General features: G+C 46.4%; 32 protein-coding genes. 19 read left to right on the forward strand and 13 right to left on the reverse strand.

Going from position 1 to position 26,056, the window contains the following annotated elements; all coding sequences use genetic code 11:
* The first annotated feature begins 102 nt into the window (after nt 1-102).
* The 15 genes from L5M49_RS09095 to L5M49_RS09165 all read left to right on the forward strand — a co-directional run bounded on the left by L5M49_RS09095 (nt 103) and on the right by L5M49_RS09165 (nt 8,244).
* On the forward strand, nt 103-444 hold the full coding sequence (locus tag L5M49_RS09095) for a hypothetical protein (protein WP_263265890.1): 342 nt from the start codon (nt 103-105) through the stop codon (nt 442-444).
* Nucleotides 445-630: a hypothetical protein gene (locus L5M49_RS09100; protein ID WP_263265891.1), complete on the forward strand. Its 186-nt coding sequence runs from the start codon at nt 445-447 to the stop codon at nt 628-630.
* The gene (locus tag L5M49_RS09105) at nt 627-884 is read left to right on the forward strand and encodes a pyocin activator PrtN family protein (protein ID WP_263211285.1); all 258 of its coding nucleotides are present in this window, start codon (nt 627-629) and stop codon (nt 882-884) included. The genes L5M49_RS09100 and L5M49_RS09105 overlap by 4 nt, the downstream gene beginning before the upstream one ends.
* A 27-nt stretch (nt 885-911) precedes the next feature.
* A complete protein-coding gene (locus L5M49_RS09110) occupies nt 912-1,199 on the forward strand; it encodes a hypothetical protein (RefSeq protein ID WP_263265892.1) in 288 nt (95 codons plus the stop codon).
* 101 nt (nt 1,200-1,300) lie between these two features.
* The gene (locus L5M49_RS09115) at nt 1,301-2,236 is read left to right on the forward strand and encodes a hypothetical protein (protein WP_263265893.1); all 936 of its coding nucleotides are present in this window, start codon (nt 1,301-1,303) and stop codon (nt 2,234-2,236) included.
* Entirely contained in the window at nt 2,158-2,610 is a 453-nt protein-coding gene (locus L5M49_RS09120) for a hypothetical protein (protein WP_263265894.1), read from the forward strand. Before L5M49_RS09115 ends, L5M49_RS09120 begins: the two co-directional genes overlap by 79 nt.
* Nucleotides 2,607-3,191, forward strand: coding sequence for an ead/Ea22-like family protein (locus L5M49_RS09125; protein ID WP_263265896.1), 585 nt, complete (start codon nt 2,607-2,609; stop codon nt 3,189-3,191). The genes L5M49_RS09120 and L5M49_RS09125 overlap by 4 nt, the downstream gene beginning before the upstream one ends.
* On the forward strand, nt 3,188-3,556 hold the full coding sequence (locus tag L5M49_RS09130; RefSeq protein WP_263265897.1) for a hypothetical protein: 369 nt from the start codon (nt 3,188-3,190) through the stop codon (nt 3,554-3,556). Before L5M49_RS09125 ends, L5M49_RS09130 begins: the two co-directional genes overlap by 4 nt.
* A complete protein-coding gene (locus L5M49_RS09135) occupies nt 3,553-4,524 on the forward strand; it encodes a phage N-6-adenine-methyltransferase (RefSeq protein WP_263265898.1) in 972 nt (323 codons plus the stop codon). The genes L5M49_RS09130 and L5M49_RS09135 overlap by 4 nt, the downstream gene beginning before the upstream one ends.
* Nucleotides 4,521-5,018 (forward strand): hypothetical protein, encoded by a 498-nt coding sequence (locus L5M49_RS09140; protein ID WP_263265899.1) that lies wholly within the window; start codon nt 4,521-4,523, stop codon nt 5,016-5,018. The genes L5M49_RS09135 and L5M49_RS09140 overlap by 4 nt, the downstream gene beginning before the upstream one ends.
* Nucleotides 5,015-6,682, forward strand: a complete 1,668-nt coding sequence (locus L5M49_RS09145) for a DNA cytosine methyltransferase (protein WP_263265900.1) — start codon at nt 5,015-5,017, stop codon at nt 6,680-6,682. The genes L5M49_RS09140 and L5M49_RS09145 overlap by 4 nt, the downstream gene beginning before the upstream one ends.
* 222 nt (nt 6,683-6,904) lie before the next feature.
* Nucleotides 6,905-7,030, forward strand: coding sequence for a hypothetical protein (locus L5M49_RS09150; RefSeq protein WP_263265901.1), 126 nt, complete (start codon nt 6,905-6,907; stop codon nt 7,028-7,030).
* On the forward strand, nt 7,030-7,764 hold the full coding sequence (locus L5M49_RS09155; protein ID WP_263265902.1) for a hypothetical protein: 735 nt from the start codon (nt 7,030-7,032) through the stop codon (nt 7,762-7,764). The genes L5M49_RS09150 and L5M49_RS09155 overlap by 1 nt, the downstream gene beginning before the upstream one ends.
* The gene (locus L5M49_RS09160) at nt 7,764-8,078 is read left to right on the forward strand and encodes a hypothetical protein (RefSeq protein ID WP_263265903.1); all 315 of its coding nucleotides are present in this window, start codon (nt 7,764-7,766) and stop codon (nt 8,076-8,078) included. Before L5M49_RS09155 ends, L5M49_RS09160 begins: the two co-directional genes overlap by 1 nt.
* Nucleotides 8,065-8,244, forward strand: coding sequence for a hypothetical protein (locus tag L5M49_RS09165; protein ID WP_263265904.1), 180 nt, complete (start codon nt 8,065-8,067; stop codon nt 8,242-8,244). Before L5M49_RS09160 ends, L5M49_RS09165 begins: the two co-directional genes overlap by 14 nt.
* Nucleotides 8,245-8,266: 22 nt before the next feature.
* Here L5M49_RS09165 and L5M49_RS09170 read toward each other — a convergent pair whose 3' ends face one another.
* A complete protein-coding gene (locus L5M49_RS09170; RefSeq protein ID WP_263265905.1) occupies nt 8,267-8,752 on the reverse strand; it encodes a hypothetical protein in 486 nt (161 codons plus the stop codon).
* A 978-nt stretch (nt 8,753-9,730) separates the two neighbouring features.
* On the opposite strand from L5M49_RS09170, the gene L5M49_RS09175 reads away from it, so the two are divergent.
* Entirely contained in the window at nt 9,731-10,195 is a 465-nt protein-coding gene (locus L5M49_RS09175) for a chemotaxis protein CheX (RefSeq protein ID WP_105251417.1), read from the forward strand.
* 424 nt (nt 10,196-10,619) lie between these two features.
* On the opposite strand, the gene alr is transcribed toward L5M49_RS09175, so the two are convergent.
* Both alr and dnaB read right to left on the reverse strand, forming a co-directional pair.
* A complete protein-coding gene (gene alr / locus L5M49_RS09180) occupies nt 10,620-11,696 on the reverse strand; it encodes an alanine racemase (RefSeq protein ID WP_263208381.1) in 1,077 nt (358 codons plus the stop codon).
* Between the two features lie 102 nt (nt 11,697-11,798).
* Nucleotides 11,799-13,205 carry a replicative DNA helicase gene (gene dnaB / locus L5M49_RS09185; RefSeq protein WP_126491170.1) on the reverse strand — a complete coding sequence of 469 codons (1,407 nt, stop codon included), beginning with the start codon at nt 13,203-13,205 and terminating at the stop codon, nt 11,799-11,801.
* 125 nt (nt 13,206-13,330) lie between these two features.
* Between dnaB and L5M49_RS09190 the strand changes: the two genes are divergently transcribed.
* A complete protein-coding gene (locus L5M49_RS09190) occupies nt 13,331-15,529 on the forward strand; it encodes a S46 family peptidase (protein ID WP_263265906.1) in 2,199 nt (732 codons plus the stop codon).
* Between the two features lie 252 nt (nt 15,530-15,781).
* Here L5M49_RS09190 and rplI read toward each other — a convergent pair whose 3' ends face one another.
* The 4 genes from rplI to rpsF are packed head-to-tail and all read right to left on the reverse strand — an operon-like array spanning nt 15,782 to nt 17,220.
* Nucleotides 15,782-16,234: a 50S ribosomal protein L9 gene (gene rplI / locus L5M49_RS09195; RefSeq protein ID WP_113939970.1), complete on the reverse strand. Its 453-nt coding sequence runs from the start codon at nt 16,232-16,234 to the stop codon at nt 15,782-15,784.
* A 36-nt stretch (nt 16,235-16,270) separates the two neighbouring features.
* A complete protein-coding gene (gene rpsR / locus L5M49_RS09200; RefSeq protein ID WP_006083042.1) occupies nt 16,271-16,498 on the reverse strand; it encodes a 30S ribosomal protein S18 in 228 nt (75 codons plus the stop codon).
* 12 nt (nt 16,499-16,510) lie between these two features.
* Nucleotides 16,511-16,816, reverse strand: coding sequence for a primosomal replication protein N (gene priB, locus L5M49_RS09205; protein WP_105251411.1), 306 nt, complete (start codon nt 16,814-16,816; stop codon nt 16,511-16,513).
* Between the two features lie 8 nt (nt 16,817-16,824).
* Nucleotides 16,825-17,220, reverse strand: coding sequence for a 30S ribosomal protein S6 (rpsF, locus tag L5M49_RS09210; protein ID WP_105251410.1), 396 nt, complete (start codon nt 17,218-17,220; stop codon nt 16,825-16,827).
* A 213-nt stretch (nt 17,221-17,433) separates the two neighbouring features.
* Between rpsF and L5M49_RS09215 the strand changes: the two genes are divergently transcribed.
* Complete coding sequence (locus tag L5M49_RS09215) at nt 17,434-18,177, forward strand: YdiY family protein (RefSeq protein WP_168825486.1); 744 nt, start codon at nt 17,434-17,436, stop codon at nt 18,175-18,177.
* Nucleotides 18,178-18,419: 242 nt separating this feature from the next.
* A complete protein-coding gene (locus L5M49_RS09220; protein WP_263265907.1) occupies nt 18,420-19,862 on the forward strand; it encodes an MFS transporter in 1,443 nt (480 codons plus the stop codon).
* Between the two features lie 127 nt (nt 19,863-19,989).
* On the opposite strand, the gene rlmB is transcribed toward L5M49_RS09220, so the two are convergent.
* The 6 genes from rlmB to rpsI all read right to left on the reverse strand — a co-directional run bounded on the left by rlmB (nt 19,990) and on the right by rpsI (nt 26,050).
* On the reverse strand, nt 19,990-20,730 hold the full coding sequence (gene rlmB / locus L5M49_RS09225) for a 23S rRNA (guanosine(2251)-2'-O)-methyltransferase RlmB (protein ID WP_028759536.1): 741 nt from the start codon (nt 20,728-20,730) through the stop codon (nt 19,990-19,992).
* Complete coding sequence (gene rnr, locus L5M49_RS09230; RefSeq protein WP_263265908.1) at nt 20,731-23,154, reverse strand: ribonuclease R; 2,424 nt, start codon at nt 23,152-23,154, stop codon at nt 20,731-20,733.
* A 39-nt stretch (nt 23,155-23,193) separates the two neighbouring features.
* Nucleotides 23,194-23,850, reverse strand: a complete 657-nt coding sequence (motX, locus tag L5M49_RS09235; protein WP_113939975.1) for a flagellar protein MotX — start codon at nt 23,848-23,850, stop codon at nt 23,194-23,196.
* A gap of 112 nt (nt 23,851-23,962) precedes the next feature.
* Entirely contained in the window at nt 23,963-25,258 is a 1,296-nt protein-coding gene (locus L5M49_RS09240; protein WP_263265909.1) for an adenylosuccinate synthase, read from the reverse strand.
* A 72-nt stretch (nt 25,259-25,330) separates the two neighbouring features.
* A complete protein-coding gene (locus L5M49_RS09245) occupies nt 25,331-25,519 on the reverse strand; it encodes a DUF2065 domain-containing protein (RefSeq protein WP_198573776.1) in 189 nt (62 codons plus the stop codon).
* A gap of 138 nt (nt 25,520-25,657) precedes the next feature.
* The gene (gene rpsI / locus L5M49_RS09250) at nt 25,658-26,050 is read right to left on the reverse strand and encodes a 30S ribosomal protein S9 (protein WP_006083052.1); all 393 of its coding nucleotides are present in this window, start codon (nt 26,048-26,050) and stop codon (nt 25,658-25,660) included.
* Nucleotides 26,051-26,056: the final 6 nt, after the last annotated feature.

Raw genomic sequence — 26,056 nt, forward strand, 5'->3', positions numbered from 1 at the left:
ATCACCAAAATAAAAATAACCAAAAATAAGCAAACTTTTTATTGACCACAAAAGTAAGTTGTCTTATCTTTATCCCTGTACCCACTACCTAGGAACACGGAAATGATTCTATCAAAAGTTCAAACATCACCTAAGCAACGCACTGAGTTTCGTCTACTGGTTGCCATTCGCTTTGCTTGCCTCATGGCAATCGCCAAGGGCCACACCAACCCAATGGATTGCCAACGAGTGCAAGCGCGCTGCGCAGAGCTCACTAAGCACTTTGCTTACAACCACCCTAGCCCAGCCTTTCACAGCCAGTTCATCGGCCACGCTGGCGAACTTGGCCCCAGCTTTTGCTTGCGCTTCACCGAACCCAAGCAAGGCCTGTACGGCTCAGTGATGGTTTGGAGCAATGAAACTGCCCCAACCAACGTGCACCAACTCAGTTTGAGCAGAGCTTAAATGAACGCGGCCATGGAACATTGCGACAAGCAAATCGCTGAATGTGAACAGTTGCGCAGCATCTATCCACAAGAAACCGCAACTTTCGAGCGACTGATCAAAGGCTGGCAGCGCACTCAACAACAACTGCAACAGCTAGCCCTAAAGCAAGCAGCAGAGCAAGCCACAGCGGAGCAAATAGCATGAACACAGCATTTTTACTTATGGCCCAGCTCAATAAAGCCATCGTGCCACTAGATGAAATCAGCGATGAATATCTCGGCTTGGCGCCACGTACCGCCCAAAACTACGCCAAAGCAGGCAAATTACCCTTCCCCGCGTTTCGCAGTGGTAAGGGGAATAAAGCCCCTTGGTTAGTCAACGTCAACGACCTTGCCGCCTACCTCGACAAGCAACGCGACGCAGCAGCAAAAGACCAAGTTAACAACCGCGCAGCGTAAGCAGCGAACAAAAAGAGGGAGTCCACCATGTTCTTCGTATACGGCGTGTCCATGACCATAGCTAAAAAAGAAGCGGCTAAAAAGTGCAGCCTATACGAAGGCGTACAGCCGAAGCGTCGCGCACTCAGCCCAGCGGAATACCAAGCCAAGCTGGATGAAATGGCAAAGGCCAAGTTTGAAACCATGAAGCCACAAAAGCTGTCGCACTCGCTCTCAACGCCTTCGCTCTGCGCGCAATACATTGAGCTAGCAAAAAAAACAGGACCAATGCCGCGACCTGCATGTTCGTTATCGCAAACCCACGGGCAAGGTTAACCCCAAGACCAAGAAAGAAATTATCTCTTGGCAAGTCTACAACGGCGAAATCGCCGCGTAACACAACCCTAAGTGCAGTGAAAACAGAGCAGAGAGCAGCCATGAAAATCATATTCAACAACAAGTATTTAGCCATGTTAGCCGCATTTGCAGCCAAGCAAGACGTACGCTATTACCTCAACGGCTTTCACGTAAAGCCGCACCCTGAAAAGGGCGTAATCCTCACCGCCACCGACGGCCATACACTCGTTACCATTCACGATGCTGATGGCATTAGCGACGGCGAATACATCTTCCCAATCAGCAAAGCACTGTTATCAGCTGCAAATGGAAAGCAAGTTCCGTCATACAGGATGCCGACTAAAAACGTGGTGATCATCGACGGCATCGCCATGGTAACGGGTATTGATGATATTCAAGATTGGCTAAATGACTTTGACGATATCAATGAATGGGCCGCGAGAACATTTGTTACATACCTTGAATTTATCAACCCAATAGACGCCCAATATCCTAATGCTGGTCGCTTATTCGATCGCCTCAACAAACCTAAATCTGTTAGTCAAATCGCCATCAACCCTGAGCTTTTTAGCCGCCTAATAAAGCTAAAACACAACCAGTTAGCCGGTGCCAATCTTTGTTTTTATGGTTCTGACTCTGCAGCTGTAGCAGTAATGGGTGCCCAACGTGAAATCGTCGTCATGATGATGCCCATGCGACTCGATGAATCAGACCGCACAAACCACCTGCGTTTGTTCATCACTGCGGCCGTCAGCAACCCGCAAAATCGAAACCATCAAACAACACACCAACCACCGCCGCAGAACAATCAAGCGCCGCGTAAGCACGTTATTCACGAAAGAAGGAATAGAGCATGTCACAACGTATCGAATGCAGTCGTCGCACCTGCCGCTGGACTGGTAATTACTCAACAGCATCAAAGCGTGATGAAGGGTGCATGCAAACTTTCATTTGCCCTAAATATCATTGCGACACTTTTTATGACTTACCAGAGCCGATCATTACCGAGCGCGTAGAACACGCTAACGCCCTCATCAAAGTCTTATCTGAGCATGGCCGTAAATTCTTCGAGCACAAAGGCGCTTTAGCAACACTTGAGCTGGATAAAAACGGCAAGGTTTGGGTGGTTGATGAATATACCAAAGCTCGGGTTTACACCCACTACCGAGGTCAGTGGAGCGGGTTTAACCACGGCGGGACATTACGCGATTTAGTCTGTGCCATGCGTGACTACATCGTAAAAGGCAAACAACTTTCGATTGAATGGATAGCGCCTACTCGTTGGAACCCTGAGAACGGCGACATTTGGGGTTATGGAAAAGAAGCCGCTACCGCTGTTCGTGCCGCAGCCGCACAACTGCCAATCATCAAGCAAGGAGAGCAAGCATGAGCCAGCTAATCGAAGTCCCCGCATTCCTGCTTGAAATGTCGCAGCAAATGCACCAGCAGCATAACCGCTGCACTGCAGAACCAATGTGGCAAGTAAGGTTTAAAAAATACCTAATCACTGATGAAGGTTACAACGACCATCACTGGGAGATTGTCGATACTGAGGATGGCGACATCCTTTATCACTCGCTAATTTGTGATAAGACGGCGCTGGCTAATTGGTTGGCTGATAATGACCACGAATGGTGCAGAACGTGGTTATTCGATAACGACATAATCGAAATTTATCATGATGTAGTCAAATCATTCGACGAGGTATTCACTCAAGCATTTATCGAAGATTTCGATGTTGAAGATAACTATGACGAATTGCCTGAACAGCTTAAAAAGTTTCACCTGCAAGAAACTGAAGAAGTCGTAAAAACCTGCCTGACAGAAGCCGATGCACTGGCCTTTATTGCGCGCAAGCAACACGACTATCCAAAGCTTTACACCTACGTCGAATCAATGGTGTTTTGCCCTCAAATGATTGAGCTACGCAACTGGATCATGTCACTGACTAAACCAGAGGCGGCAGCATGACTAAAACCGCCACACGCGAAATGCTCTACTTACTCGCTGGCAGTGAGTCAGAGCGCAAACTCGACTTACTGCTATCGCTAACGCGCATTACATCCGAGCCCACTATTGCCGCCCTAAAGCTGCATTACACCACAGGCTTGGAACCAGAACGCTGCGCCGCTCGCCACTTTATCGAGCTATCAAACCTGATGCGCGCCACAACCACGCTCAACAACACTATGGGCGTTGTTGAAGCCATCAAAGAAATCGACTGGGAAAAACACCTAGCCAAACTTGCCGCAGCCAATGTGCGCATCGCACAGCTAGAAACACAATTAGCCAGTTATCAGTTAACTGATTCAATCCCACAGGAGCAAGTTGCATGAGCGTCAACAGCCAATACGCCAGCGCCCTGCGCGAACTCAAAACCAAACAAGCCCACTTGCTGGAAGAAGTCGGTGATCAATGGCGCACACCTGAAGATTTGTTTTGGGGGATTAATGCTGTCTTTGGCCCATTCGACATGGACCTATTTACAGACGGAGATAACGCCCACTGTGCGCGCTACTACACCGCAGAAGATAACGCGCTCACCCAAGATTGGACGGCAGACCTAAACGGCGGCAAAGGCTTTGCCAACCCACCTTACTCTCGCCCATGTAAAGACGAAGATGGCAACGACATGACGGGCATGATCACCATCATGAACAAAGCCAAAACTGAGCGCGACCAAGGGGCAAAGCTGGCGTTCTTAATCCGTGGCGTTCCGTCCGAAACATGGTGGCCAGAACTGGCAGATCACATCTGTTTCATCAAAGGTCGTGTGGGTTTCAAACTACCTGATTGGTTTATACCAGCCAATGACAAACAAAAAGCCAGCAGTGCCGGCTTCGCGGGTGCGATTGCCATTTTTGATAAAGAGTGGCGCGGCGGTCCTATCAGCTACATTCACCGCGACAGCCTCCGCGCTCAAGGTAAAAAGCTGCTCGATATGGTTGAAGCCGCAGCCGAGAAAAAAGCCGCAACTTACATCACTGGGACCATTGAAACGCGCCCAGAGACTGCAGTACAAGGCGAGCCAATCATTGCGCCTCAAGTCAGTGCACAGATTGATATCGAGGAACAAATAGCGAAGGTGCTAGCTGAGCCAGCTAATAGCGTATGGCCGATTGAAGTGCTCACTTTAGTAGAGCAAGCATTCAATACTAACCCCAATACTAAAACCGAGTTGCGCCAGCAAATGCTATGCGAGCGAGTAAACCAGCGCTTACTCAATAACGTCCTTAAACACGACATTATCGCCGAGCTTAACAGCATGCTCACTCGTTGCGAGCGCGTGGAGGATGCAGCATGAAATCAACCACTCAATTCAAGCTGAATCCTGTTAATGATCTGGCGCTTAAGCATGCAGGTGAAATGTCAGTAAAAGACATTTGCACTCAGTACGGCATAAGTGAAAAACAGATAAGAGCAGCAGCCAGATACAGGGGCATATCACTGGCATTTGATAAACCCGTAGCGACTAAAAAGCCATGGACAGATCAAGAAATCAGGCAGCTACATGTTTTATCAGTCACGCATACATCAGCTGCAATAGCGCAGAGACTCGGCAGAACGGAGCACTCAGTTAAGGGGAAAGCCTACTCACTTGGCATCAACTTTATGAAAGTTGGCGAGCATAGCCCATTAGCCAAGCACTCAAATCACGATATTGAACTGTGTCGCCAGCTGCATGAAGAAGGTTTACGTCCGTTCCAAATCGCCGAAAAGATGGAAATTGAAATAAGCCATCTATGCCGAGTTTTAAAGTTTGAAGCACGCTACCGCGAAATAGGAGTGATGGCATGAGAGGCTTAATCGTAGATAACTTCGCAGGTGGTGGCGGTGCTTCCACTGGCATGGGCTGGGCAATCGGTCGCAGCATCGATATCGCTATCAATCACGACCCTGACGCCATTGCGATGCACTCAGTTAATCACCCTGACACCTTGCACTATTGCGAGTCGGTATTTGATATCGACCCAGTGCAAGCGACTGCAGGTAAGCCGGTTGCGCTGGCGTGGTTCTCACCAGACTGCAAACACTTCTCAAAAGCCAAAGGTAGCAAGCCAGTCAATAAAGAGATTCGCGGCTTAGCGTGGGTAACGGTTCGCTGGGCGATGAAGGTACGGCCTCGCGTGATGATGCTTGAGAATGTCGAGGAATTTAAAACGTGGGGGCCATTGATAGGAATAGATACAAAAGACCAACGCCCTGACCCAGATAGAAAAGGCGAAACCTTTAACGCTTTTGTCAGTATGTTGAGCACTGGCATAGATGCAGATCACCCCGCACTTGCCGAATGTGTTGAAACCTTAGGCTTGCTCGATACCGCTAAACTGATTAAAGGGCTGGGTTATAAGGTCGAGTGGCGCGAGCTACGGGCCTGTGACTATGGCGCCCCAACTATCCGTAAACGACTATTCATGATTGCCCGTTGTGATGGTCAGCCAATCGTTTGGCCTGAGCCTACCCACGGCGCACCGGATAGCGAAGTGGTTAAATCGGGCAAGCTGCTACCGTGGCGCACAGCCGCCGAGTGCATCGACTGGTCACTGCCCTGCAAATCAATATTTGGTCGTAAAAAGCCACTGGCTGAAAACACCATGAAGCGCATTGCTAAAGGTATTCAGCGTTTTGTGATTGATGCCAAAGAGCCGTTTATTGTGCCGCAAAACATCAAATTAGCGCCCTTCATCACCGAGCACGCTAACGCCAGCAATCAACGCAATATGCCAGTTGATGAGCCATTGCGCACTATCTGCGCCCAAGTCAAAGGCGGTCACTTTGCTGTGGTGCAACCTGTGATCGAGAAAGTTAACGAAACCATCCCAACCTTCACAGAATGGTTTGCCAAAACGAAGGATTTTGGTGGTAGCTATGAGGAATACGTAAAGCTTTACGGAGATGATGAATTACTTGAGCCACGCACCGCCGCCAACATCTGCAAGCATTACGGCGGCAACTATACGGGACCAGGTGATGACCTAAACAACCCTTTGCCGACAGTGACAACGGTTGATCACAACGCGCTGATCACCAGCCACATGATTAAATTACGTGGCACTAACCTCGGCTTTGCAATGGACGAACCCGCACACACGATCACCGCTGGCGGCTTACACCTCGGCGAAGTGCGCGCGTTCTTCATCAAATACTACGGCAACGAGCAAGACGGCGTGGCATGTAACGAACCACTGCACACCATCACCACCAATGACCGCTTTGGCCTAGTGATGATCAAGGGTGAACCCTATCAAATAATCGATATCGGTATGCGCATGCTCGAGCCCCATGAGCTATTCGCCTGCCAAGGTTTCACCCCTGACTACATCATCAACAACTACAACGGCAAATCGACCAAAAAGCAGCAAGTCGCCCGTGTTGGTAACAGCGTACCGCCACAATTTGCCGAAGCACTCACCCGCGCAAATCTACCCGAGCTTTGCACTCAAACCGCCGAAGCGGCATAGGAGGCAGTATGAATTTAACCGACTGGACACCTCCAAATTGCCCTCAATGTAAAGCAGATTCGATGCGTCACATCTGCTTTTCACACGTACCAAGCGGGGCAGCTTTCAAAAAGAACGGCTGGTATTGCGATAGCTGCAAGTCTGGCCCATTTCAACTAGGTAACGTCACCGAGGAAGACGCGGCCATTTTTGCGAAACAACTTAACGCACCAAGGAAGCAGCATGAAGCAATCTAAAGCAATCCGCGAAGAGCTTAAGCGTTGGTACGCAATGCCACGCGAACAAGCTGGCAGCTGCCAACAGTTTTTAAAACGACTCGCCGAGGAATTGGCAAAGGAAGGTAAGTGATGAAGCCACTTTCATTATCAGAACGATTAAACCAGTTCGCTACAGATCAAGATGATTTATCTCGTCGTGGTGAAAAGAACCTTGCAGCAGAAGCCGCTCAAGCAATTGATTCGCTCACCGCAGAACGCGACCAGCTAGCGGCACAGGCAGAAGAACTTAAAGCTATGCACGTCGATGCACTCGGTGATGGCTGGTATGACGGGTATTTAGCTTGCAAAAAGGATGTAAGCAACGAGCACTTTGATATTGATACAGTCAATGACAGTGATGTTCTTGAATGGTCAGAGCGGTATGAGTCTGAACACCGCTATTCAAAATCAATTGCCGATATCCGCGCCAAGGCAGTAATGAACTTTGCAGAAGTACCACGCGGCGCATATCTAAGTGGCTTCGTCACTGCTGAACTAACCGTCTATGACGTTTATCAGGCGGCACGTAACCATGTAAAACAGAACTATGGATATGACACACAGCCATGGGATGACGATGACGCAACAGCACTGCGAACTGAATTGCAGCCAATATCCACTGCGCCTAAATCAGACATGATTATGCTTGATGCCGGATTCGGATTTTTAACAGCAGGACACTGGAACGAAACAGAACAATGCTGGGTTTACGCGGCAATTAACTGCAATGACGGCGAAGGTCACGATATGTACTTTGAAAATGAGTACGAAAAAAATCCAGTTGGGTGGCGGCCCATTCCTAGAATAGATAAGGGTGGTGAGTGATGAGCTGGTCAAATTGTGGTGAAGATAGTAACGGCAGACCAATTGGCTATGCCTTCGCAGCAACCTGTGATCATCCAGGTTGTCACAAACAAATCGACCGTGGCCTTTCTTATGCGTGTGGCGATATGCACGGAGAAGATGAGATCAGCTGCGAGGGTTATTTCTGTGAAGCGCATAGACCAACCTTTGTCGAACATTGCGGCCGTACCCATCAGATTTGCAGTCAATGCACTAAAGCATTAATCGACTCAGGTGAATGGAAAGAAGATGAGAATGAAGGTTGTTTAAGGCAGGTGCAGCATGAAGATGAATGACTTACTCAACCTAGCTATCGCAGAGAACGCCGAGCTTAAGGCCAGAATTACCGAACTCGAGCAACAAGTAGCAATTCTGAGTAAGCGCCCGGAGTTTGATCTATCAACTGTACATGGCCGTGAGCAAGAAGTAATTGCTCGATTAGATAGAATGGGGATGAAATGAATAAAAGGGCCAAACGGCCCTTTTATTTTATCTCATTTTTAAGCTGCTCAATTTGTTTATCGATAGATGAAACCAGTGTGTCAGCCTCTTGGGCTGCGGCCACCTGTTCTTGCGCTAAGCTTTGCTGCCATGTTGCACCGGCTAAGTTGTTATTCGCATACTGCCTGCTTTCGCGGAGGTTACGCAACCGCTGATCACGAGCAGTAATTACCCGCTTACGATCACCCTCAAGCCGAGTGATCTCACGAGTAATACGTTGCTTCTCGATATAGGTACTGATTTCTTTTTTCTTATCAGAAGTCGCGTTTGAACCCACGCTTGATTGAGAAATGCTGTCACTGCTTTTAATAAAGCTACCGACGCCACTTAAATCAACTGGCTGACTGTTTTCATCACAGGGATCGGCTTGATACTTTCCATCAGCACATTTATAGACTTCAGCATTAGCCGAAAAAGTAGGACCGATCGTTAATGTCAGCGCGAGTATTATTAAAGATTTTCTATCCATAGATCACCTCAATGTTAATCACTCAATCATATCACCAGCGGGGAACCACAAAACAACTTTTTAAAATCGGTGAACCTATGGTGAACCACAATTTTAACCACTTTATATAAATCAAATGGTTAAATTAAAATCTTACCAATCCAACATGGGCGCAATGGAAAAATGTTCTATCGATTGGAATAGCTGATATAACAGGGGGTTTACTCATTTTAGATTGAATCATCACTCTCACATTCTATTAAGCGGTTTTCACACATCTGTGCATTTTTCTAATTGCCGGGTATCCTGTGAGGTACCCCAAATTATTGGATTAAGCACCCAAGATGGTGTTCCCAGTACCCAGTAATTGACTCGCAAACACGTACTGAACAACACACTACAAATGCGTCGTTAGGGTGAAGCAAAAAAGTGAGACAGTTTACAGCGAACATCGTACTTTTACAAAGTCAGCTAAGACACTCAAGGCCAAGACGCCTTTTTGATAGCACTCCACAATGCCGAAAATAGCCATATAAAATGGGATTACGTAAGACGCGATGGGATAGAGAGTTGAGTAGCAACGCCTTCTCACAAGTTCAAGTGCAAATAAAAGTCGAGTTACTCCATAAAAAGGCTAAAAAACTTTGCAGCATCGGCACTCATGAGCCACTATGAATGGGGCTAATGCAGCCGATATATTGCCATTTTTTGTATGTATGAGACGTAAAACAACGCTATTTGACGATAAGCGTCTTCCAAGCAAACTTATGAACCATCTACAAAACGGTCTAAACAATAAAGGACACGGTTATATGGAGCTTTAGCGGCCTATAACTCAGATAAATGATAAGAATATCTTTAAATTAGCCTCACATTTATAGCTGTCTCATCTAAGCTGATAGAGTGTGATCAAGATTGCTGTCGATAAGCAACTTTTCTAATAGCCTTAAGCAATGCCATTACTCCATGGTTTAGGCTCAAAAGAGGACAAACTTAGGCATGAACGTTAATTTTATTAATCCTTTCCTCCAATCTTTGCTCAATGTCATATCTACGATGGCGAGCATGGATTTGACGCCGGGCAAACCCCAAATCAAAGTAGATAACTTAGCTAAGGGTGATGTATCCGGCCTAATAGGTCTTGTTGGACCCCAAACAAAAGGATCACTGTCGATTACCTTCGAACAAAAGCTTGTTTTGCAGATAATGCAGAATATGCTGGGCGAAAACCCGGGTAAAATTAACGAGGAAGTGACTGACTTAGTAGGCGAAATTACGAATATGGTGACTGGTGGCGCAAAAAATCTTTTGGGTCAAAAAGGCTATGAATTTGAAATGGCCACTCCTATGGTCGTATCAGGAAAAGGCCATACTATTTCCCATAAAGCTAATGGCACTAAGATTATCATGCCATTTACAAGCCCGCATGGTACTGCTTATATTGAAATATGTTTTGAAAACTAATAGCTTAAATGCATCAAGCCAGTCAGCTCAAAATACATTAAATATCCTGTCGCTCTGGATCTTATGTTTCATTCGCTTATTTAAAGCCAGATAACAAAGATCAGAACGGCTGGTTTACCGTAACCTGAATTGAGATATTTTTATCGTCTATTTTGCCGCCTAACACCAGTTCAGCACAGCTTCATCCTCAGGTCCAAAACATATTGCGTCGCCAACGGTGAACTACAAACCACTATTTTGCTTATCTCAGCCCTACTGGTTCGACACTTCTCCCGCTAATAAATACATATAATTCATAGTGTTATTTGCAGTAACCACTCGTGTAGTGACAATTATTCATCCTGACACTTTACATAAAAGAAAACGGTGTTTAATCACCCTTTTCTTACTAAAAAGTGTCCCAGAATAATTCCATCTGTCAGGGTTAAGCTAAGCAAACAGCAACCCTTGGCGTAAGCTTAGTGACTAATTCGTAAGCGATAGTGCCAATATGTTCAGCGACTTCCTCCACGGGTAATGCCTTACCCCACAGCAATGCACTATCCCCAACTTTATCTTGTGCCCCTTGGCCTAAGTCAACAGTCAACATGTCCATAGAAACACGGCCGACTATGGGTACGCGGCGACCATTGACCCACACGGGCGTGCCTTCCGGTGCATTGCGAGGATAACCATCACCATAACCAATCGCCACTACGCCTAAACGAGTATCTTGCTTCGCGGTCCAGAAACAACCATAGCCCACTGGCTGATTGGCTTTATGATCCCGTACCGCAATCAACTGTGATACCAATTCCATCGCAGGAACTAGCCCGTGATTCGCACCGCAATCACCAGTAACAGGAGATACACCATAGAGTGCGATACCAGGACGGATCCAATCGCCTTGGCTCTGAGGCCAATACAAGGCACCAGCAGAGTTTGCTAAGGTTCTAAATCCGGGCAAGCCTGCCGTTAACGTATTAAAAGCCGCCATCTGTACTGAGGTATAGGTGTTTTCAGGCTCGTCCGCACAGGCAAAATGTGTCATCAAATGGATCGGTTTTGCCACATTGGGACAGGCCATTAACCTTGCGTAAACCGTTGAAAATTGTTCGGGCGTAAAACCTAAACGATGCATGCCTGAATCCACTTTAAGCCAGACAGTGACAGGTTTTGACAACACAGTTTGCTCTAACATCTCAAGCTGAGAACAGTGGTGCACTACAGTGTCAATATCATGCCCGACGAGTAACGGAAGATCGGTGGCACGGAAAAAACCTTCCAGCAACAATAAACGCGCTGTCACGCCGCCCGCTCGTAATTCTAAGGCTTCATCCAATCGTGCTAGGCCAAAGCCATCGGCACTAACTAAACAATTAGCGACATTCAATAATCCATGACCATAACCGTTCGCTTTAACGACGGCCATCACACGACTCGCTGGTGCCTGTTGACGCAACGCAGCGAGATTGGTTTGCAGTGCACTACTGCTAATTTCTGCACGGGGAAAAGGGTTCAAAATTTACCTTGTTTACTCAGGAAATAAAAAGTCACGGATATAAAAAATACATCAATACAGCTCATCTTCTGCAAACGCAAACTGACTGTTTTTTAACGTCAATTAATCTTCTTCAAACTGCGGCCCAGCATAATTATCGAAACGCGAAAATTGCCCTTGGAAAGTGAGCCGCACCCGACCAATGGGGCCGTTACGTTGCTTACCAATGATGATTTCTGCCGTGCCTTTATCTTGAGAATCGTTGTTATACACTTCATCGCGATAAATAAACATGATGAGATCCGCATCTTGCTCGATAGCGCCCGATTCACGTAAATCCGAGTTGACAGGGCGTTTATCGGCCCTTTGTTCGAGCGAGCGGTTAAGCTGCGACAGGGCAATAATCGGGATTTCCAATTCTTTGGCTAATGCTTTCAGCGAGCGTGAAATTTCAGAAATTTCTAAGGTACGGTTATCTTTTAAGGCGGGCACCTGCATTAACTGCAGGTAATCTATCATGATCATAGATAAACCACCGTACTCACGGGCAATACGACGCGCGCGGCTGCGAACTTCTGTCGGGGTTAATCCCGAACCATCATCAATATACATTTTGCCTTGCTCAAGCATTATACCCATGGTCGATGAAACCCGCGCCCAATCCTCGTCATCGAGCTGACCGGTACGGATTTTGGTTTGATCAACGCGGCCCAAGGAGGCCAACATACGCATCATAATCTGTTCTGACGGCATCTCGAGACTGAAAATAAGCACCGGCTTGTCTTCATTCATCGCGGCTTGTTCGCACAAGTTCATCGCGAAGGTGGTTTTACCCATAGAAGGACGCGCAGCAACGATAATCAAGTCACCGGACTGGAAGCCAGCGGTCATCTTATCCAGATCGTTAAAGCCGCTCGAAACCCCAGTCACACCGTTATGGGGGTTATTATAAAGCTGCTCAATCTTATCGACGGTCTTTTCCAGAATGGTTTTAATGCCTTCGGGACCTTCGTTGGCATTGGTTCGCATCTCAGCGATCTTGAAGACTTTACTCTCAGCAAGGTCGAGTAATTCGCTCGAATCGCGGCCTTCTGGGTTGTAACCTGCATCGGCAATTTCGTGCGCTACGCGGATCATGTCACGCACTACGGCGCGTTCACGGACGATTTCGGCATAAGATAAAATGTTACCCGCACTTGGGGTATTTTTCGCAATCTCACCTAAATAGGCAAAACCGCCGGCATCTTCTAATTGATTTTCAACTTCGAGCTGTTCAGAAACCGTGATCAAATCGATCGGTTGCCCCAGATCGACCAATCTGTGCATGGCAGAGAAGATCATCTTGTGTGAGCGAGAGTAAAAGTCATCTTTTACGACGGCCTCAGCGACCCTGTCCCACGCTTCGGCATCTAACATCAAGCCGCCTAATACCGATTGTTCAGCCTCAATTGAATGTGGTGGCAGCTTGAGTCCATCAAGCTGCAAATCTCTTGGCTTACTTTTAGGCTTAAAAGCACCTTGTTGTGACATTAACGCTCCCGATTTCCAACAACTTAACAAAATATGATATAAAACCCGCGTCAAGCAAACAGGATGTTTACACTCGCCTGTTATCTCATTCCAACGGACACTCTAATAATCAATAAGGAAAGAACATGCGTATTGCATTGGTTGCGGCCTTAGTAATGACATCCGGCATAGCAACTGCCGACGAAGGACAATGGCAACCTTATCAAATGCCTTCTATTGCAGACAAACTCAGTGAACGCGGAATCGATATTCCTGCAGAAAAACTGGCCGATCTGACAAGTTATCCAATGAACGCCGTTGTAGGGCTGGGCTATTGTACCGCCAGTTTTGTCTCCCCCCAAGGGCTAGTTGTGACAAACCACCATTGTGCCTTCAAGGCGATACAATATAACACTAAGAAAGAACATAACTATCTCGAACAAGGCTTTTTAGCGACATCAATGGACAAGGAACCCTCTGCCGGTCCTAACGAACGTTTATACATCACAGAGGCAGTAACCGATGTCACCGCCCAAATCAATCAAGGCCTAAGCCAAGATCCGCTGAGCCGTTACGAAGATATTCAAAATCACAGCAAAGAACTGATCAAGAGCTGTGAAGCTGATGCTAACTATCGCTGTAATGTCCGCAGTTTCCATAACGGCCTAGAATATTACTTAATCAAGCAATTGATGATCCGCGATGTGCGCTTAGTGTATGCACCACCGGAAAGTGTTGGGGGCTATGGTGGCGATATTGATAACTATGAATATCCACGCCATTCGGGTGACTTTGCCTTCCTACGAGCTTACGTCGGAAAAGATGGCAAACCCGCCGCGTATAGCGACGATAACATTCCTTACCAACCAAAGAGCTACCTTAAGGTCAATGCCGATGGCGTAAAAGCCGGTGATGGCGTGTTTGTGGCGGGTTATCCAGGCACGACTAGCCGTTACAACCTGACCAGTGAACTTAAATTTGCCAGTGATTGGTTATACCCAACCCAAGCTAAGCGCTATCAATTACAGATTGATACTATCGAGGCTATGGGACAAAAAGATGCCGATATCGCCATTAAGTACGCAGGTAATATGGCCTCAATGGCCAACCGGATGAAGAAACTCAACGGCCTATTAGCGGGTTTTAAAGCAACGGATATCATTGGGATTAAGCAAAGCCGTGAAGATAATTTTTTAGCTTGGCTTAAACAAAACCCTAAGCTAAATCAAAATCTCATTGCTGAGTTAGAAGTGTTACTCGCCGAGCAACAACAAGCATTCCAAAGTAATTACTACTTTACCAATGCCCAATCTAGCACATTGTTAACCGCAGCAAACAGCCTCTACCGTCTTGCTAAAGAAAAACAAAAGCCCGATGCCGAGCGTGAGCAAGGCTACCAAGAACGTGATATTGCTATGTTAAGCTCACGTCTTAAACGTATCGATTCAAGTTTTGATGTCACTGTTGATAAGACTTTGTGGCTACAGGATTTAAATGCTTACCTTAGCCAATCAAATCGCGTAGCAGCACTCGATGAAATGCTAAGTGTGAACACTAAAGATGCCGATCTAGCAGCTAAACTCGATGGTTTGTACTCACTCACTACGCTCACAGACCAAGCTAAGCGCCTTGCGTGGATGAATGCCGATGCTAGCGCTTTCGAAACCAGTGCAGATCCCTTTATTCGTTTAGCCGTAGCACTTTACGACACGAATATGGCACAGGAAAAATCAGAAAAAATCTTAGACGGCAAGCTATCTAGTGCTCGCCCTGATTATATGGCGGCCGTGATCGAATACTACAAAGCAAACAACTGGCCAGTCTACCCTGACGCCAACGGTACGCTACGGATCAGCTATGGCATGGTTGATGGTTATCAATCACGTGATGCGCTCTATAAACAGCCGTTTACTCGTCTTGATGGCATAGTCGCAAAACACACAGGCGTTGAGCCCTATAATGCGCCAAAAAAACTCCTCGATGCGATTAGCGAACAGCGTTTTGGCGATCATCTGGTGAAGTCGGTTTATCAAGATCCCCGCGGCTGGATTTGCAGACTCTTCTCTTGTTTAGATAAACCAGAGGAATTTAACTCAGTACCGGTTAATTTCTTATCCAGCGTGGACACCACAGGTGGTAACTCCGGTTCACCAGTCTTCAACGGAAAAGGTGAGTTAGTGGGCCTTAACTTCGACTCAACCTATGAAGCTATCACTAAAGATTGGTTCTTCAACCCAACCATCACCCGTGCAGTGCACGTGGATATTCGCTATATCCTGTGGATGATGGATGAAGTCGATCATGCCGATAACTTAATCCAAGAATTGGATTTAGTGAGAAATTAATACTCTGAGCCAAACACGGATTTAACCCATCTAGTCAAAAGCCGCTCACTGTCATGACAGTAAGCGGCTTTTATTTGGGCTAGTATTTTAAACGCGGATACGCTTTGAGACTGAATGAGTAGACATATCACTTGCCGCATTAATCCATAGCAAACCATATTGACCACAGCTAAATACTGAATTTCAGCCATAAAAAAACACCGCCGAAGCGGTGTTTCTCTTAATACAAGCTAAGATTAAAGCAAGGAGTAATTAAGCTTCTGCAACGATAGAAACTTTAACAACAGCTTTAACTTCAGTGTGTAACTGAACTTCAACTTCGAAGTCGCCAGTAGTACGCAGAGCGCCTAATGGTAAACGAACTTCTGATTTAGCCAGTTCAACACCAGCAGCAGTCACTGCATCAGCGATGTCACGGTTGCCAACTGAACCAAACAGTTTGCCTTCATCACCCGCTTTAGAAGCAATAACAACAGCTTCCAGTGCAGTGATTTTCTCAGCACGTAGGTTAGCAGCAGCTAATTCAGCAGCTAATTTAGCTTCTAATTCAGCGCGACGAGCTTCAAATACTTTAACGTTGCTTTCGTTAGCAACAACAGCTTTACCTTGTGGCAAAAGGTAGTTACGAGCGTAACCAGCTTTAACAGTAACTTGGTCACCCAAGTTGCCTAGGTTAGCGATTTTATCAAGCAGAATAACGTTCATTATCAAATCCTCTATATTCGATTAGGAATACTGCAATTACTGATGTAAATCAGTGTATGGCAGTAGAGAAAGATAACGAGCACGCTTGATAGCGCGAGCTAGTTGGCGCTGATATTTAGCACTAGTACCAGTGATACGGCTAGGAACAATCTTGCCGCTTTCAGTGATGTAGTTCTTTAAAGTAACGATATCTTTGTAATCAATTTCTGCAACACCTTCAGCGGTGAAACGGCAGAACTTGCGACGACGGAAATAACGTGCCATGTTGACAGTCTCCTAAGTTTTCAATTCGACATTTTCGGCATGGATGACTAAGCGGTTCTGACCATTACGCCCCTGTTGAAGCGTCATAAAGCCTTGCACTTGTACTTCCACACCTGCTTTCAGATCTTCTGCGACGCTTTCAAAGCGTGGGCCACTCAATATCACTTGAATTTGTACGTAGACGTTGCGGAGCATTTCGGCTTCATAACGCTGCGATTTGTGTTCCAACATAATTACACTATGTGCAATACCTGCTGGGCTTTTAAAGCGTCTTGAACGAGTTATCGTTCCTGACAACACCAAGTTATTGGTGGTCACAGATTACCTTACTCAGCGATTTCTTCAGCGTGAGCTTCATCATATGAGCGTTCGCCAGCTGGGCCACGACGTGAATCGCGCTCATCTCTAGCTCTAGCCATTGGAGATGCTTCAGTAACGGCAACTTTAGTACGCATTACCATGTTACGCAGAACTGCGTCGTTGAAACGGAAAGCTGTTTCTAGCTCTTCGATCGTCTCTGCTTTAGCTTCAACGTTCATCAGAACGTAGTGAGCTTTATGCAGGTCAAGGATTGGGTAAGCCAGTTGACGACGGCCCCAATCTTCTAAACGGTGGATTGTGCCGTTAGCTTCGGTGATAACACCTGTGTAACGCTCAATCATACCTGGTACTTGTTCACTTTGATCTGGGTGAACCATAAATACGATTTCGTAATGACGCATTTATTGCTCCTTACGGTTATGTAGCCTCGGTATTGGCTCAGTCAAACCAAATGGAGGCAAGGAACGAAAAATAGTGACTGATTTGAGCGCGAGATAGTACAGAAAGCAAGCCAGAAACTCAAGCAATAACTTTGCCTCGCCAATCAATACAGGTATGATGGCGGCTCGCCTACATTCGGACGTCTGAAATCAGCTAACCAAGAATAAAACATAATGCTAAAAGTTATTGCGCCAATCAGTTTGTTTTTCCTTTCATTTCCTGCGCTTGCGCTTGTTCCACCTGATTATCAGGAACCGCCCAGCGATTTTACCGCGGAAATCGAAGCTGGCTTGCAACTGAACACAGGCAATACCGAATCCAGCAGTTTTAATGGTCGAACCCAACTGATTTACGATACAAAGCAAACCAAGCAAGAAGCCACACTAAAAGCCTATTTTGCCTCAGAAAAAAGTCAAACAACCTCCGAAAAATATGAGCTACAGTTACAATCGAACTATAAACTTACTAAGGGTTATGTCTTCGGACGTGGTGATTTTACTTGGGATCAATTCGGTAGTTACACACAAATATCGACTCTTTCGAGTGGTTACGGTTTCAATGCTATCAGTAGTTATAAAACAAAACTCAGTCTCGAGTTCGGCCCAGGTTATCGATATAACTTACCTGCAGAATCGGTAACTATCCCCAGCCCTGATGCCGAAAAAGATGTCATTCTTCGTACCGCTGCCAAATTCTCTCAAAAACTACAGGAATACAGCAGTCTCAATGCCGATCTCACCGCGGAAGTGGGCGAGAACAACAACACCCTCACCTTAGATATGAACTATAAAAATCTGGTGTTCCAAGATTGGGCATTTAAGATCGGTATGAACATCAAATACACTGAAGTGGTACCAGAAGGAAGCCAACCTATGGATACCATCACCACCTTCAACTTGCTTTACACTTTTAGATAACTCCTTTTAAAAAATACGACGAAATACATAGACTAACATGACGCTAATAGCCTACTCGGCTGGCGTCTATGTGAATGCTTTACAAGCATCCCCTTGAGTTGTTCCGACATAATTCAGTGATTTTTTGAGCAGAAATGCGCAATTAATCAAGATTTACCAACAATTTGCAACACAACATAAACACTAACCCCTGATATACTCACTCCTCATTATCAATCTAGTTTGTGTTTTCGGAGTTGTATATGACTAATCCGCTGCGCACTTTCGCCTCTTTATATAGCACCACATTATTAATGGTATTAGCCGGCGGCTTGCTTACCACCTATCTTGGGCTCAGGCTCTCAGTAATGAATGTGCCACAAATATGGATTGGCGGCATGATGTCGGCCTACTATGTTGGCCTAGTGGCTGGCTCTAAGATTGGTCATCGACTTATCGCTCAAGTGGGCCATATCCGCGCCTTTGTCGCCAGTGCAGGCATAGTCGCTGCATCGGCATTAGGCCATGCACTCGTGGATGAGCTAGCGGTTTGGCTGCTCCTCAGACTCGTGGTCGGCATGGGGATGATGTGCCAATACATGGTGTTAGAAAGTTGGCTTAACGAACAAGCTGAAAGTAATCAAAGGGGCACAGTGTTTGCGAGTTATATGATCGTATCTTACTTCGGCTTAATCTTGGGCCAAGGTGCGATCAGTATTTTCCCCGAATTAGGACTAGAGCCACTACTGCTTATCGCAATTTGTTTTTCACTCTGTATCGTACCGATTTCACTCACGCGTCGTCTTCACCCTGCGCCCTTAGTTCCTGCCCCACTCAAAATTGCCTATTACTGGAAAAAAGCGCCACAAGCACTCACGACAATCGCGATTGGTAGCATGATAGTGGGTTCGTTTTATGGTCTCGCTCCCGCCTACGCCAGTAACTTAGGTTTACCACCTGAAAAAGTCGCCACGTATATGACGGCAACGATTTTAGCGGGATTACTGGCACAATGGCCAATGGGAAAATTGTCCGACATTATGTCCCGCAGTCGCCTTATCCGTATCAACTGTATATTGCTCGGTATCTTAGCCTTAGCTATCGCCTTAACCCCCTATCATCCGGTGATTTCACTGGTGATGACTTTCCTATTTGGTATTTTAGGTTTCACTTTTTATCCGCTTGCCACAGCGCTTGCCAACTCTCGAGTAGAGCAAAATGAGCGAGTCGGCTTATCAGCAACAATACTATTAACCTTCGGCTTAGGCGCCAGTATAGGTCCGCTTATCGCATCGACATTAATGCAATGGTTTGGCAATAACATGTTATATGGCTTTATGTCAGCCTGTACCTTAATACTCTTTGTGCGTTTACGTTATGTACATTCACAGCAAAAAGTCGAAACCAATGTCACACAAGACTACATAATGGCGACGGGCGACTTAGTCTCGTCACCACTGGCGGCAGCGTTGGACCCACGGGTTGATGTTGAATCAATTCAAGAGCATATGACGCCAAGCGCTAACTTAGATGAATCGGAGCATGATTTAGGGGCCGATGGCGTCGATGACGATATTATCGATGATAATGACAGTGATGAGGAACAACTCGCCTTTAGTTTCGATATTGAGCAAGCAGAGCCTGAAGCCGCTCAAATAGATGAAACTGATAGCAATCAGGTTAACCTAGACAAAGCGATGGCGTAAAAAAGGCCAATAAAAAACGGATTAACTTTATATCGTTAATCCGCCTTTTTATTACGACCAGTTGTTACTGCAGGTTGTTACTTCAAGCCTGATACTGCATATGTGAGATCAGGTAAACGTAAGCATATTAGCTACGACGCTGACGCACTGCTTCAAACAAGCAAATACCCGTTGCAACCGATACGTTCAAGCTAGAAACACTACCGGCCATAGGGATAGAGATCAGTGAATCGCAAGACTCACGGCTTAATCGGCGTAAACCTTTATCTTCCGCACCCATGGCAATCGCCAATGATCCCTTGAGATCGGCTTGATAAAGCTCGCAATCTGCCTCGCCCGCAGTGCCCACAATCCACACCCCTTTATCCTGCAGGTGACGCATAGTGCGCGCAAGATTAGTTACTTGGAATAAAGGCACTGTTTCCGCAGCGCCACATGCCACTTTACTCACAGTCGCAGTTAAGCCAACTGAATTGTCTTTAGGCACGATAATACCTTGTACGCCCGCCGCATCAGCATTACGTAGGCAAGCGCCTAAGTTATGGGGATCTGTCACACCATCCAAGATCAACAGGAATGCTTGCTCAGTGTTAGCAAGCAGCACATCTAAATCTTGCTCATTCAATACTTTCGCCGCTTTAACGCGCGCGACTATGCCTTGATGTTGGCTGCTTTCCGCTTTGTCATCTAAGGCTTTACGAGAAGCGACTTGAATCGTCGTGCCAAAGGCTTTGGCCTGATCGGCCAGCACAGTTAAGCGCTCATCGTCACGACCTTGTAACAGCCACAACTCAATAATGCGCTCAGGGCTGTGTTTTAACAGGGCTTCAACTGCGTGGATCCCAAAAATAATATCTTGTTTTTTCATTTATTTCTTTCTCGTGCTCCGCTTAGCGGCTTTTGGCTTTTTAGCCGGATCTTTTACTGCTGCTTTTTTAGCTTTAGTGCCAGCTTTGGCCTTAGGTTTGGTTTTGCCTGTTTCAGCCTTGGCGCTAGATGCCGCGGTTTTGGCTGCTTTACCTTGCTTAGCGCCTTCACGATTAACGCGCTCACGGGCTGTCATCGGCTTATCACGGCTGGCAGATGCTTTACGCTTACCACCTTTGCCGTCATCACCCAGCATAACCAAATCGATCTGTCTGTCATCTAAGTTGACTGCAGCGACCTTAACCGTCACAGGATCGCCGACTTGATAAACTTGACCTGTGTGCTCACCGATAAGACGTTGACGCATAGGGTCGAATTGGTAGTAATCGCTACCTAGACTTGAGATATGCACTAAGCCATCGATAAACAGTTCATTTAAGCGCACAAACAAACCAAAACTGGTCACTGAGGCAATCACAGCTTCAAAGGTATCGCCGACGTGATCTTGCATAAACTCGCACTTCAGCCAATCGCTAACATCGCGAGTCGCTTCATCGGCACGACGTTCTGTGGTTGAACACTCTTCGCCTAATTGGTCGAGCTCATCGAGTTGATAATGATAGCCACCATCCTGCGTCCACTTCTCAGTGGCTTCGCCTCTTTCCTTCGCCAGTAAATAACGGATCACACGATGTAACACTAAATCCGGATAGCGGCGAATGGGTGAGGTAAAATGCGCATATTCTTCTAAGGCTAAACCGAAGTGACCTTCGTTATCCGGAGTGTAAATTGCCTGACGCATAGAGCGCAGTAACATCACTTGGATAAGTTCAGCATCAGGGCGGTCGGCAATTTGCAGCATCACGTTCTGATAATCTGACGGCGTAGGCTCAAGTCCACCGGGCATGCTTAAACCACGCTCAGCAAGGAACTCTTTAAAGTTCGCCAATTTTTGCTCGGATGGCGCTTCATGCACACGATACAAGACTTCGCCTTTGTGTTTCTTCACAAACTTAGCTGCAGAAACGTTGGCTAAAATCATACATTCTTCAATAATTTTATGGGCTTGATTACGGCCACGCGGCACGATTTTATCAATCTTGCGCTGCTCATTGAAAATGAACTGCGTTTCCATGGTTTCAAACGCAATCGCACCACGCTCGGCCCTTTGCTCATCGAGCGCTAAATACAATGACTGTAAACACTGCAAATGCGGGAACAAAGCCTCATGCTCAGGCGCAATGGGGCCGCCTTCTAACATTGCTGCCACTTGGGTATAAGTGAAACGGGCATGGGAATACATCACAGCCGGATAAAACTTATAACCTGATAACTTACCTTTAGCCGATACGGTCATCTCGGCGACCATACATAAACGGTCGACGTGGGGATTAAGCGAACACAGGCCGTTGGAGATTTTCTCAGGCAGCATAGGGATCACTTGTGATGGGAAATACACTGAGTTACCACGGGCACGCGCTTCGGTATCTAAGGCAGAATCGGTACGCACATAATAACTGACGTCGGCAATCGCAACCCATAAACGCCAGCCGCCACCGGCTTTTTTCTCCGCGTACACGGCATCGTCAAAATCGCGGGCATCTTCACCGTCGATAGTCACTAATGGCAGATGACGTAAATCTACACGACCAACTTTATCGGCGTCGGTTACTTCATCGGGAATACGGCGCAGTTTCTTCTCAATCACAGGTGACCAAGTATGGGGTAAATCATAATTACGCAGGGCAATTTCGATTTCCATCCCCGGCGCCATTTGCTTACCGAGCACTTCAGTCACTTTACCCGCAGCCTTAACAAAACGGCCAGGGCGACGCGTTAATTCAACCACAACCACATCGCCTTGGCGGGCGCCATTGCGATCTTCATTTGCGACTAAAATTTCTTGGGTAATACGCTTATCATCGGCAATGACAAATGCCATACCGCTATCGACATGATAACGGCCAACAATCGCGGCACTTCGCGGCTGGATCAGACGAACCAAACGCGCTTCGCGACGGCCACGACGATCTGTGCCCGCTTTTTGCGCCAGCACTTTATCACCGTGGAAATACATCAGCATGTCGCGGTTCGAAATAAATAAGTCATCACCGCCTTCATCGGGTTTGAAAAAGCCGAAGCCTTCTCTGTGTCCGAGCACAGTGCCGGGGATCAGATCCATTTTCTCGGGTAAGCCATAGCTTTGCCCACGGGTGAACACCAGTTCGCCATCGCGTTCCATCGCACGTAGGCGACGGCGCAAGGCCTCAAGTTGTTCTTCCTCTTGGATGTTTAACGCCGCAGCAATGCTGTCACGGGTGATAGGTGATTTTTGAGAACGTAAGTAATCGAGAATATACTCACGGCTTGGGATAGGGTTTTCGTACTTATCCTGTTCACGCTCAAAATGAGGGTCTTTGATCATTCAATATCCAAATAATGTGTCTCTAGATTAAGAGACCACTTAACGGGTTCGCAACTGTTCTTGCTGGGCCCGCGCCACTGCACTGGGGGGCATTTTAGCTGCTAACACCTGCAGTAAAGACAAGGCTTTATTCTTAGTCGCCTCGTCCGCAAATACATCGTTATATAACCAGTGATAGGCCATCTCGTAATCCCTAGGACTACCATAACCTTCACCGAATAAACGAACTAACATCATACGAGCGGATAAACTGCCACTTGCAGCCGCAGGCAGTAAATAATGCACTGCTCTGTCTTTATTGCGGATGACAAATTTCCCACTCTGATAATACTCGGCAAGCTTTAACATCGCTTCTGAGCTACCTTGTTCGGCCGAGTCACGTAACAAAGCAATACCCTTCACAGGGTTAGCCTTCACACACGTTCCATGATTGAGCATTTCGCCCCAAAGGAATTGATATAAAGGCTGTTTTAAGACTTGGGCTCGCGCCTCAATGTCTTGGACTAACTGGCAATCATCACGTTTCACTTTCGCTAAGTATTGATTGCTACGGATCAAATCAAGCAATTGATCTTGACTATAAATATCCACCGCCTGCGTTTCAGCAAAGCACATTGAAGATACTAAAGGCAGTAGCGCAACGAGTGCTGTACGTAGCATAACGACTCTCAATGACAGTAGGATGAATACTTGCATCGGCAGTATAACCTATTTCTTGAGCTTGAGCTGAATTTCTAACCGCAGAATAAAACAGAGAAAGGCATAAAGAAGCAGAGAAAAAGGCCGTGAAACACGGCCTTAACAGATCTTAATTGAACGGATTAACCAAAATCATGGTTTCGTTACGATCAGGACCCGTAGAGATAATGTCGATAGGTGTTTCTAATAACTCTTCAAGATGCTTGATATAATTGATCGCTGCTTGAGGCAGTTGCTCAATTGATGTCGCGCCAAAAGTCGACTCGCTCCAACCCGGCATAGTTTCATAAACCGGCGTAACCAGTTCATAACCTTCAGCGGCAAGCGGAGTGACTTTAGAGATAGTGCCATCAGGATTCTGATAACCGACACAAATCTTCACTTCTTTCAGACCATCAAGTACATCTAACTTAGTCAAGCAGAAGCCGCTAACACTGTTGATTTGAACTGCGCGGCGCATTGCTACAGCATCCAACCAACCTGGACGACGCTTACGACCCGTTGTTGCACCAAACTCATGACCTTTAGTACCTAAATGATCGCCGACTTCACATAATAGTTCAGTTGGGAATGGACCTGCACCTACGCGAGTGGTGTAAGCCTTCATGATACCTAAGACATAGTCTAAGTGACGCGGACCAAAACCTGAACCCGTCGCAACACCACCGGCAGTGGTATTTGAAGAGGTTACAAATGGGTATGTTCCGTGGTCGATGTCGAGTAATGTACCTTGAGCGCCTTCGAACAGAATTGGCTCACCGGCTTTACGCGCAGTATCCAATAGTTCAGTCACATCAACACACATGCTCTTCAGATAATCGGCCATAGCCAACGCATCTGCTAGCGTTTGCTCGTAATCAACCGCTTCGACTTGATAGTACTCTGTCAGCATAAAGTTATGGTATTTCATAACTTCTTTCAGCTTTTCAGCAAACAGTTCAGCATTGAACAGGTCGCCTACTCGCAGACCGCGACGAGAGATCTTGTCTTCATACGCAGGTCCAATACCACGGCCAGTTGTACCAATAGCTTTATTACCGCGCGCTTTTTCACGGGCAATATCAAGGGCACAATGGAAGGGAAGGATCAGCGGACACGCTTCAGAGATCAACAGACGTTCCTCAACAGGAACTCCACGATCTTTCAGCATGTTGATCTCTTTCATCAGGGCGTCAGGTGCAAGCACCACACCGTTGCCAATAATGCATTTCACATTATCGCGCAGGATACCCGATGGGATCAGATGAAGAACGGTTTTTTCACCGTCGATAACCAAGGTATGACCAGCATTGTGGCCGCCTTGATAGCGCACTACATATTTTGCCTGTTCTGTTAGAAGGTCGACAATCTTACCTTTTCCTTCGTCACCCCATTGGGTGCCGAGAACAACTACGTTTTTGCCCATTATTTGCTGCAAGGTTGCGGTTAAAAAAGAATTTTAACAGATCTTAGTTAATAAGGGCAAGCAGGCTATTTTTCATGCAAAAATAACCCAAAGAACGACTCCAGCCGTGACTAATGCCCCACCAAGTCGCTGGATAACTTGCTGATTTTGATGGGAGAGTTCATTTAAATAACGACGCCATTTATTTGGGAATAATAATGGCCCAAGGCCTTCCAAAACCAACACAAGTGCCACTGCTAGCATAAAAATTTGAAAAGTCATGCTTACCTCAAACTCACTCGCTTAATATAAATTTATTGTATATCAGCATACTCCAACCAAAGAGTTTTCTTATACCGTCAATTTTTAGCCAATAAAAAACCCAGCATAGGCTGGGTTTTTTGATATTCCAAAAACGAATTAACGCTTAGAGAATTGTGGCTTACGACGTGCTTTACGTAGACCCACTTTCTTACGCTCAACTTTACGAGCGTCACGGGTAACGAAACCAGCAGAACGTAGAGATGGACGCAGTGCTTCATCTAATTGCATCAGAGCACGGGTAATACCGTGACGGATTGCGCCTGCTTGGCCAGTGATACCACCGCCTTTAACAGTTACATAGATGTCCAGCTTGTCAGTCATTTCAACTAACTCTAAAGGTTGACGAACAACCATACGAGCAGTTTCACGACCAAAATACTGATCCAAAGGACGTTGATTTACAACGATGTTGCCACTACCTGCTTTAGCGAAAACGCGAGCTGTAGAGGTTTTGCGACGGCCAGTGCCGTAGTACTGAGTTGCAGCCATTTGCTT

Source organism: Shewanella sp. SM74, from assembly GCF_025653725.1.
GTDB lineage: Bacteria > Pseudomonadota > Gammaproteobacteria > Enterobacterales > Shewanellaceae > Shewanella > Shewanella oncorhynchi.

Excerpts from the sequence above, each read along its gene's own strand:
- rpsI (WP_006083052.1), bottom strand. The coding sequence starts at position 26,050 with ATGGCTGCAACTCAGTACTACGGCACTGGCCGTCGCAAAACCTCTACA.
- L5M49_RS09095 (WP_263265890.1), top strand. The coding sequence starts at position 103 with ATGATTCTATCAAAAGTTCAAACATCACCTAAGCAACGCACTGAGTTT.
- L5M49_RS09165 (WP_263265904.1), top strand. The coding sequence starts at position 8,065 with ATGAAGATGAATGACTTACTCAACCTAGCTATCGCAGAGAACGCCGAG.
- L5M49_RS09105 (WP_263211285.1), top strand. The coding sequence starts at position 627 with ATGAACACAGCATTTTTACTTATGGCCCAGCTCAATAAAGCCATCGTG.
- L5M49_RS09220 (WP_263265907.1), top strand. The coding sequence starts at position 18,420 with ATGACTAATCCGCTGCGCACTTTCGCCTCTTTATATAGCACCACATTA.
- L5M49_RS09240 (WP_263265909.1), bottom strand. The coding sequence starts at position 25,258 with ATGGGCAAAAACGTAGTTGTTCTCGGCACCCAATGGGGTGACGAAGGA.
- L5M49_RS09100 (WP_263265891.1), top strand. The coding sequence starts at position 445 with ATGAACGCGGCCATGGAACATTGCGACAAGCAAATCGCTGAATGTGAA.
- motX (WP_113939975.1), bottom strand. The coding sequence starts at position 23,850 with ATGCAAGTATTCATCCTACTGTCATTGAGAGTCGTTATGCTACGTACA.
- L5M49_RS09160 (WP_263265903.1), top strand. The coding sequence starts at position 7,764 with ATGAGCTGGTCAAATTGTGGTGAAGATAGTAACGGCAGACCAATTGGC.
- rpsF (WP_105251410.1), bottom strand. The coding sequence starts at position 17,220 with ATGCGTCATTACGAAATCGTATTTATGGTTCACCCAGATCAAAGTGAA.
- L5M49_RS09145 (WP_263265900.1), top strand. The coding sequence starts at position 5,015 with ATGAGAGGCTTAATCGTAGATAACTTCGCAGGTGGTGGCGGTGCTTCC.
- L5M49_RS09170 (WP_263265905.1), bottom strand. The coding sequence starts at position 8,752 with ATGGATAGAAAATCTTTAATAATACTCGCGCTGACATTAACGATCGGT.
- rpsR (WP_006083042.1), bottom strand. The coding sequence starts at position 16,498 with ATGGCACGTTATTTCCGTCGTCGCAAGTTCTGCCGTTTCACCGCTGAA.
- L5M49_RS09110 (WP_263265892.1), top strand. The coding sequence starts at position 912 with ATGTTCTTCGTATACGGCGTGTCCATGACCATAGCTAAAAAAGAAGCG.
- rlmB (WP_028759536.1), bottom strand. The coding sequence starts at position 20,730 with ATGAAAAAACAAGATATTATTTTTGGGATCCACGCAGTTGAAGCCCTG.
- L5M49_RS09115 (WP_263265893.1), top strand. The coding sequence starts at position 1,301 with ATGAAAATCATATTCAACAACAAGTATTTAGCCATGTTAGCCGCATTT.
- L5M49_RS09125 (WP_263265896.1), top strand. The coding sequence starts at position 2,607 with ATGAGCCAGCTAATCGAAGTCCCCGCATTCCTGCTTGAAATGTCGCAG.
- L5M49_RS09155 (WP_263265902.1), top strand. The coding sequence starts at position 7,030 with ATGAAGCCACTTTCATTATCAGAACGATTAAACCAGTTCGCTACAGAT.
- L5M49_RS09140 (WP_263265899.1), top strand. The coding sequence starts at position 4,521 with ATGAAATCAACCACTCAATTCAAGCTGAATCCTGTTAATGATCTGGCG.
- L5M49_RS09215 (WP_168825486.1), top strand. The coding sequence starts at position 17,434 with ATGCTAAAAGTTATTGCGCCAATCAGTTTGTTTTTCCTTTCATTTCCT.
- rplI (WP_113939970.1), bottom strand. The coding sequence starts at position 16,234 with ATGAACGTTATTCTGCTTGATAAAATCGCTAACCTAGGCAACTTGGGT.
- rnr (WP_263265908.1), bottom strand. The coding sequence starts at position 23,154 with ATGATCAAAGACCCTCATTTTGAGCGTGAACAGGATAAGTACGAAAAC.
- L5M49_RS09150 (WP_263265901.1), top strand. The coding sequence starts at position 6,905 with ATGAAGCAATCTAAAGCAATCCGCGAAGAGCTTAAGCGTTGGTACGCA.
- L5M49_RS09130 (WP_263265897.1), top strand. The coding sequence starts at position 3,188 with ATGACTAAAACCGCCACACGCGAAATGCTCTACTTACTCGCTGGCAGT.
- dnaB (WP_126491170.1), bottom strand. The coding sequence starts at position 13,205 with ATGTCACAACAAGGTGCTTTTAAGCCTAAAAGTAAGCCAAGAGATTTG.
- L5M49_RS09175 (WP_105251417.1), top strand. The coding sequence starts at position 9,731 with ATGAACGTTAATTTTATTAATCCTTTCCTCCAATCTTTGCTCAATGTC.
- L5M49_RS09120 (WP_263265894.1), top strand. The coding sequence starts at position 2,158 with ATGCAAACTTTCATTTGCCCTAAATATCATTGCGACACTTTTTATGAC.
- L5M49_RS09245 (WP_198573776.1), bottom strand. The coding sequence starts at position 25,519 with ATGACTTTTCAAATTTTTATGCTAGCAGTGGCACTTGTGTTGGTTTTG.
- L5M49_RS09135 (WP_263265898.1), top strand. The coding sequence starts at position 3,553 with ATGAGCGTCAACAGCCAATACGCCAGCGCCCTGCGCGAACTCAAAACC.
- L5M49_RS09190 (WP_263265906.1), top strand. The coding sequence starts at position 13,331 with ATGCGTATTGCATTGGTTGCGGCCTTAGTAATGACATCCGGCATAGCA.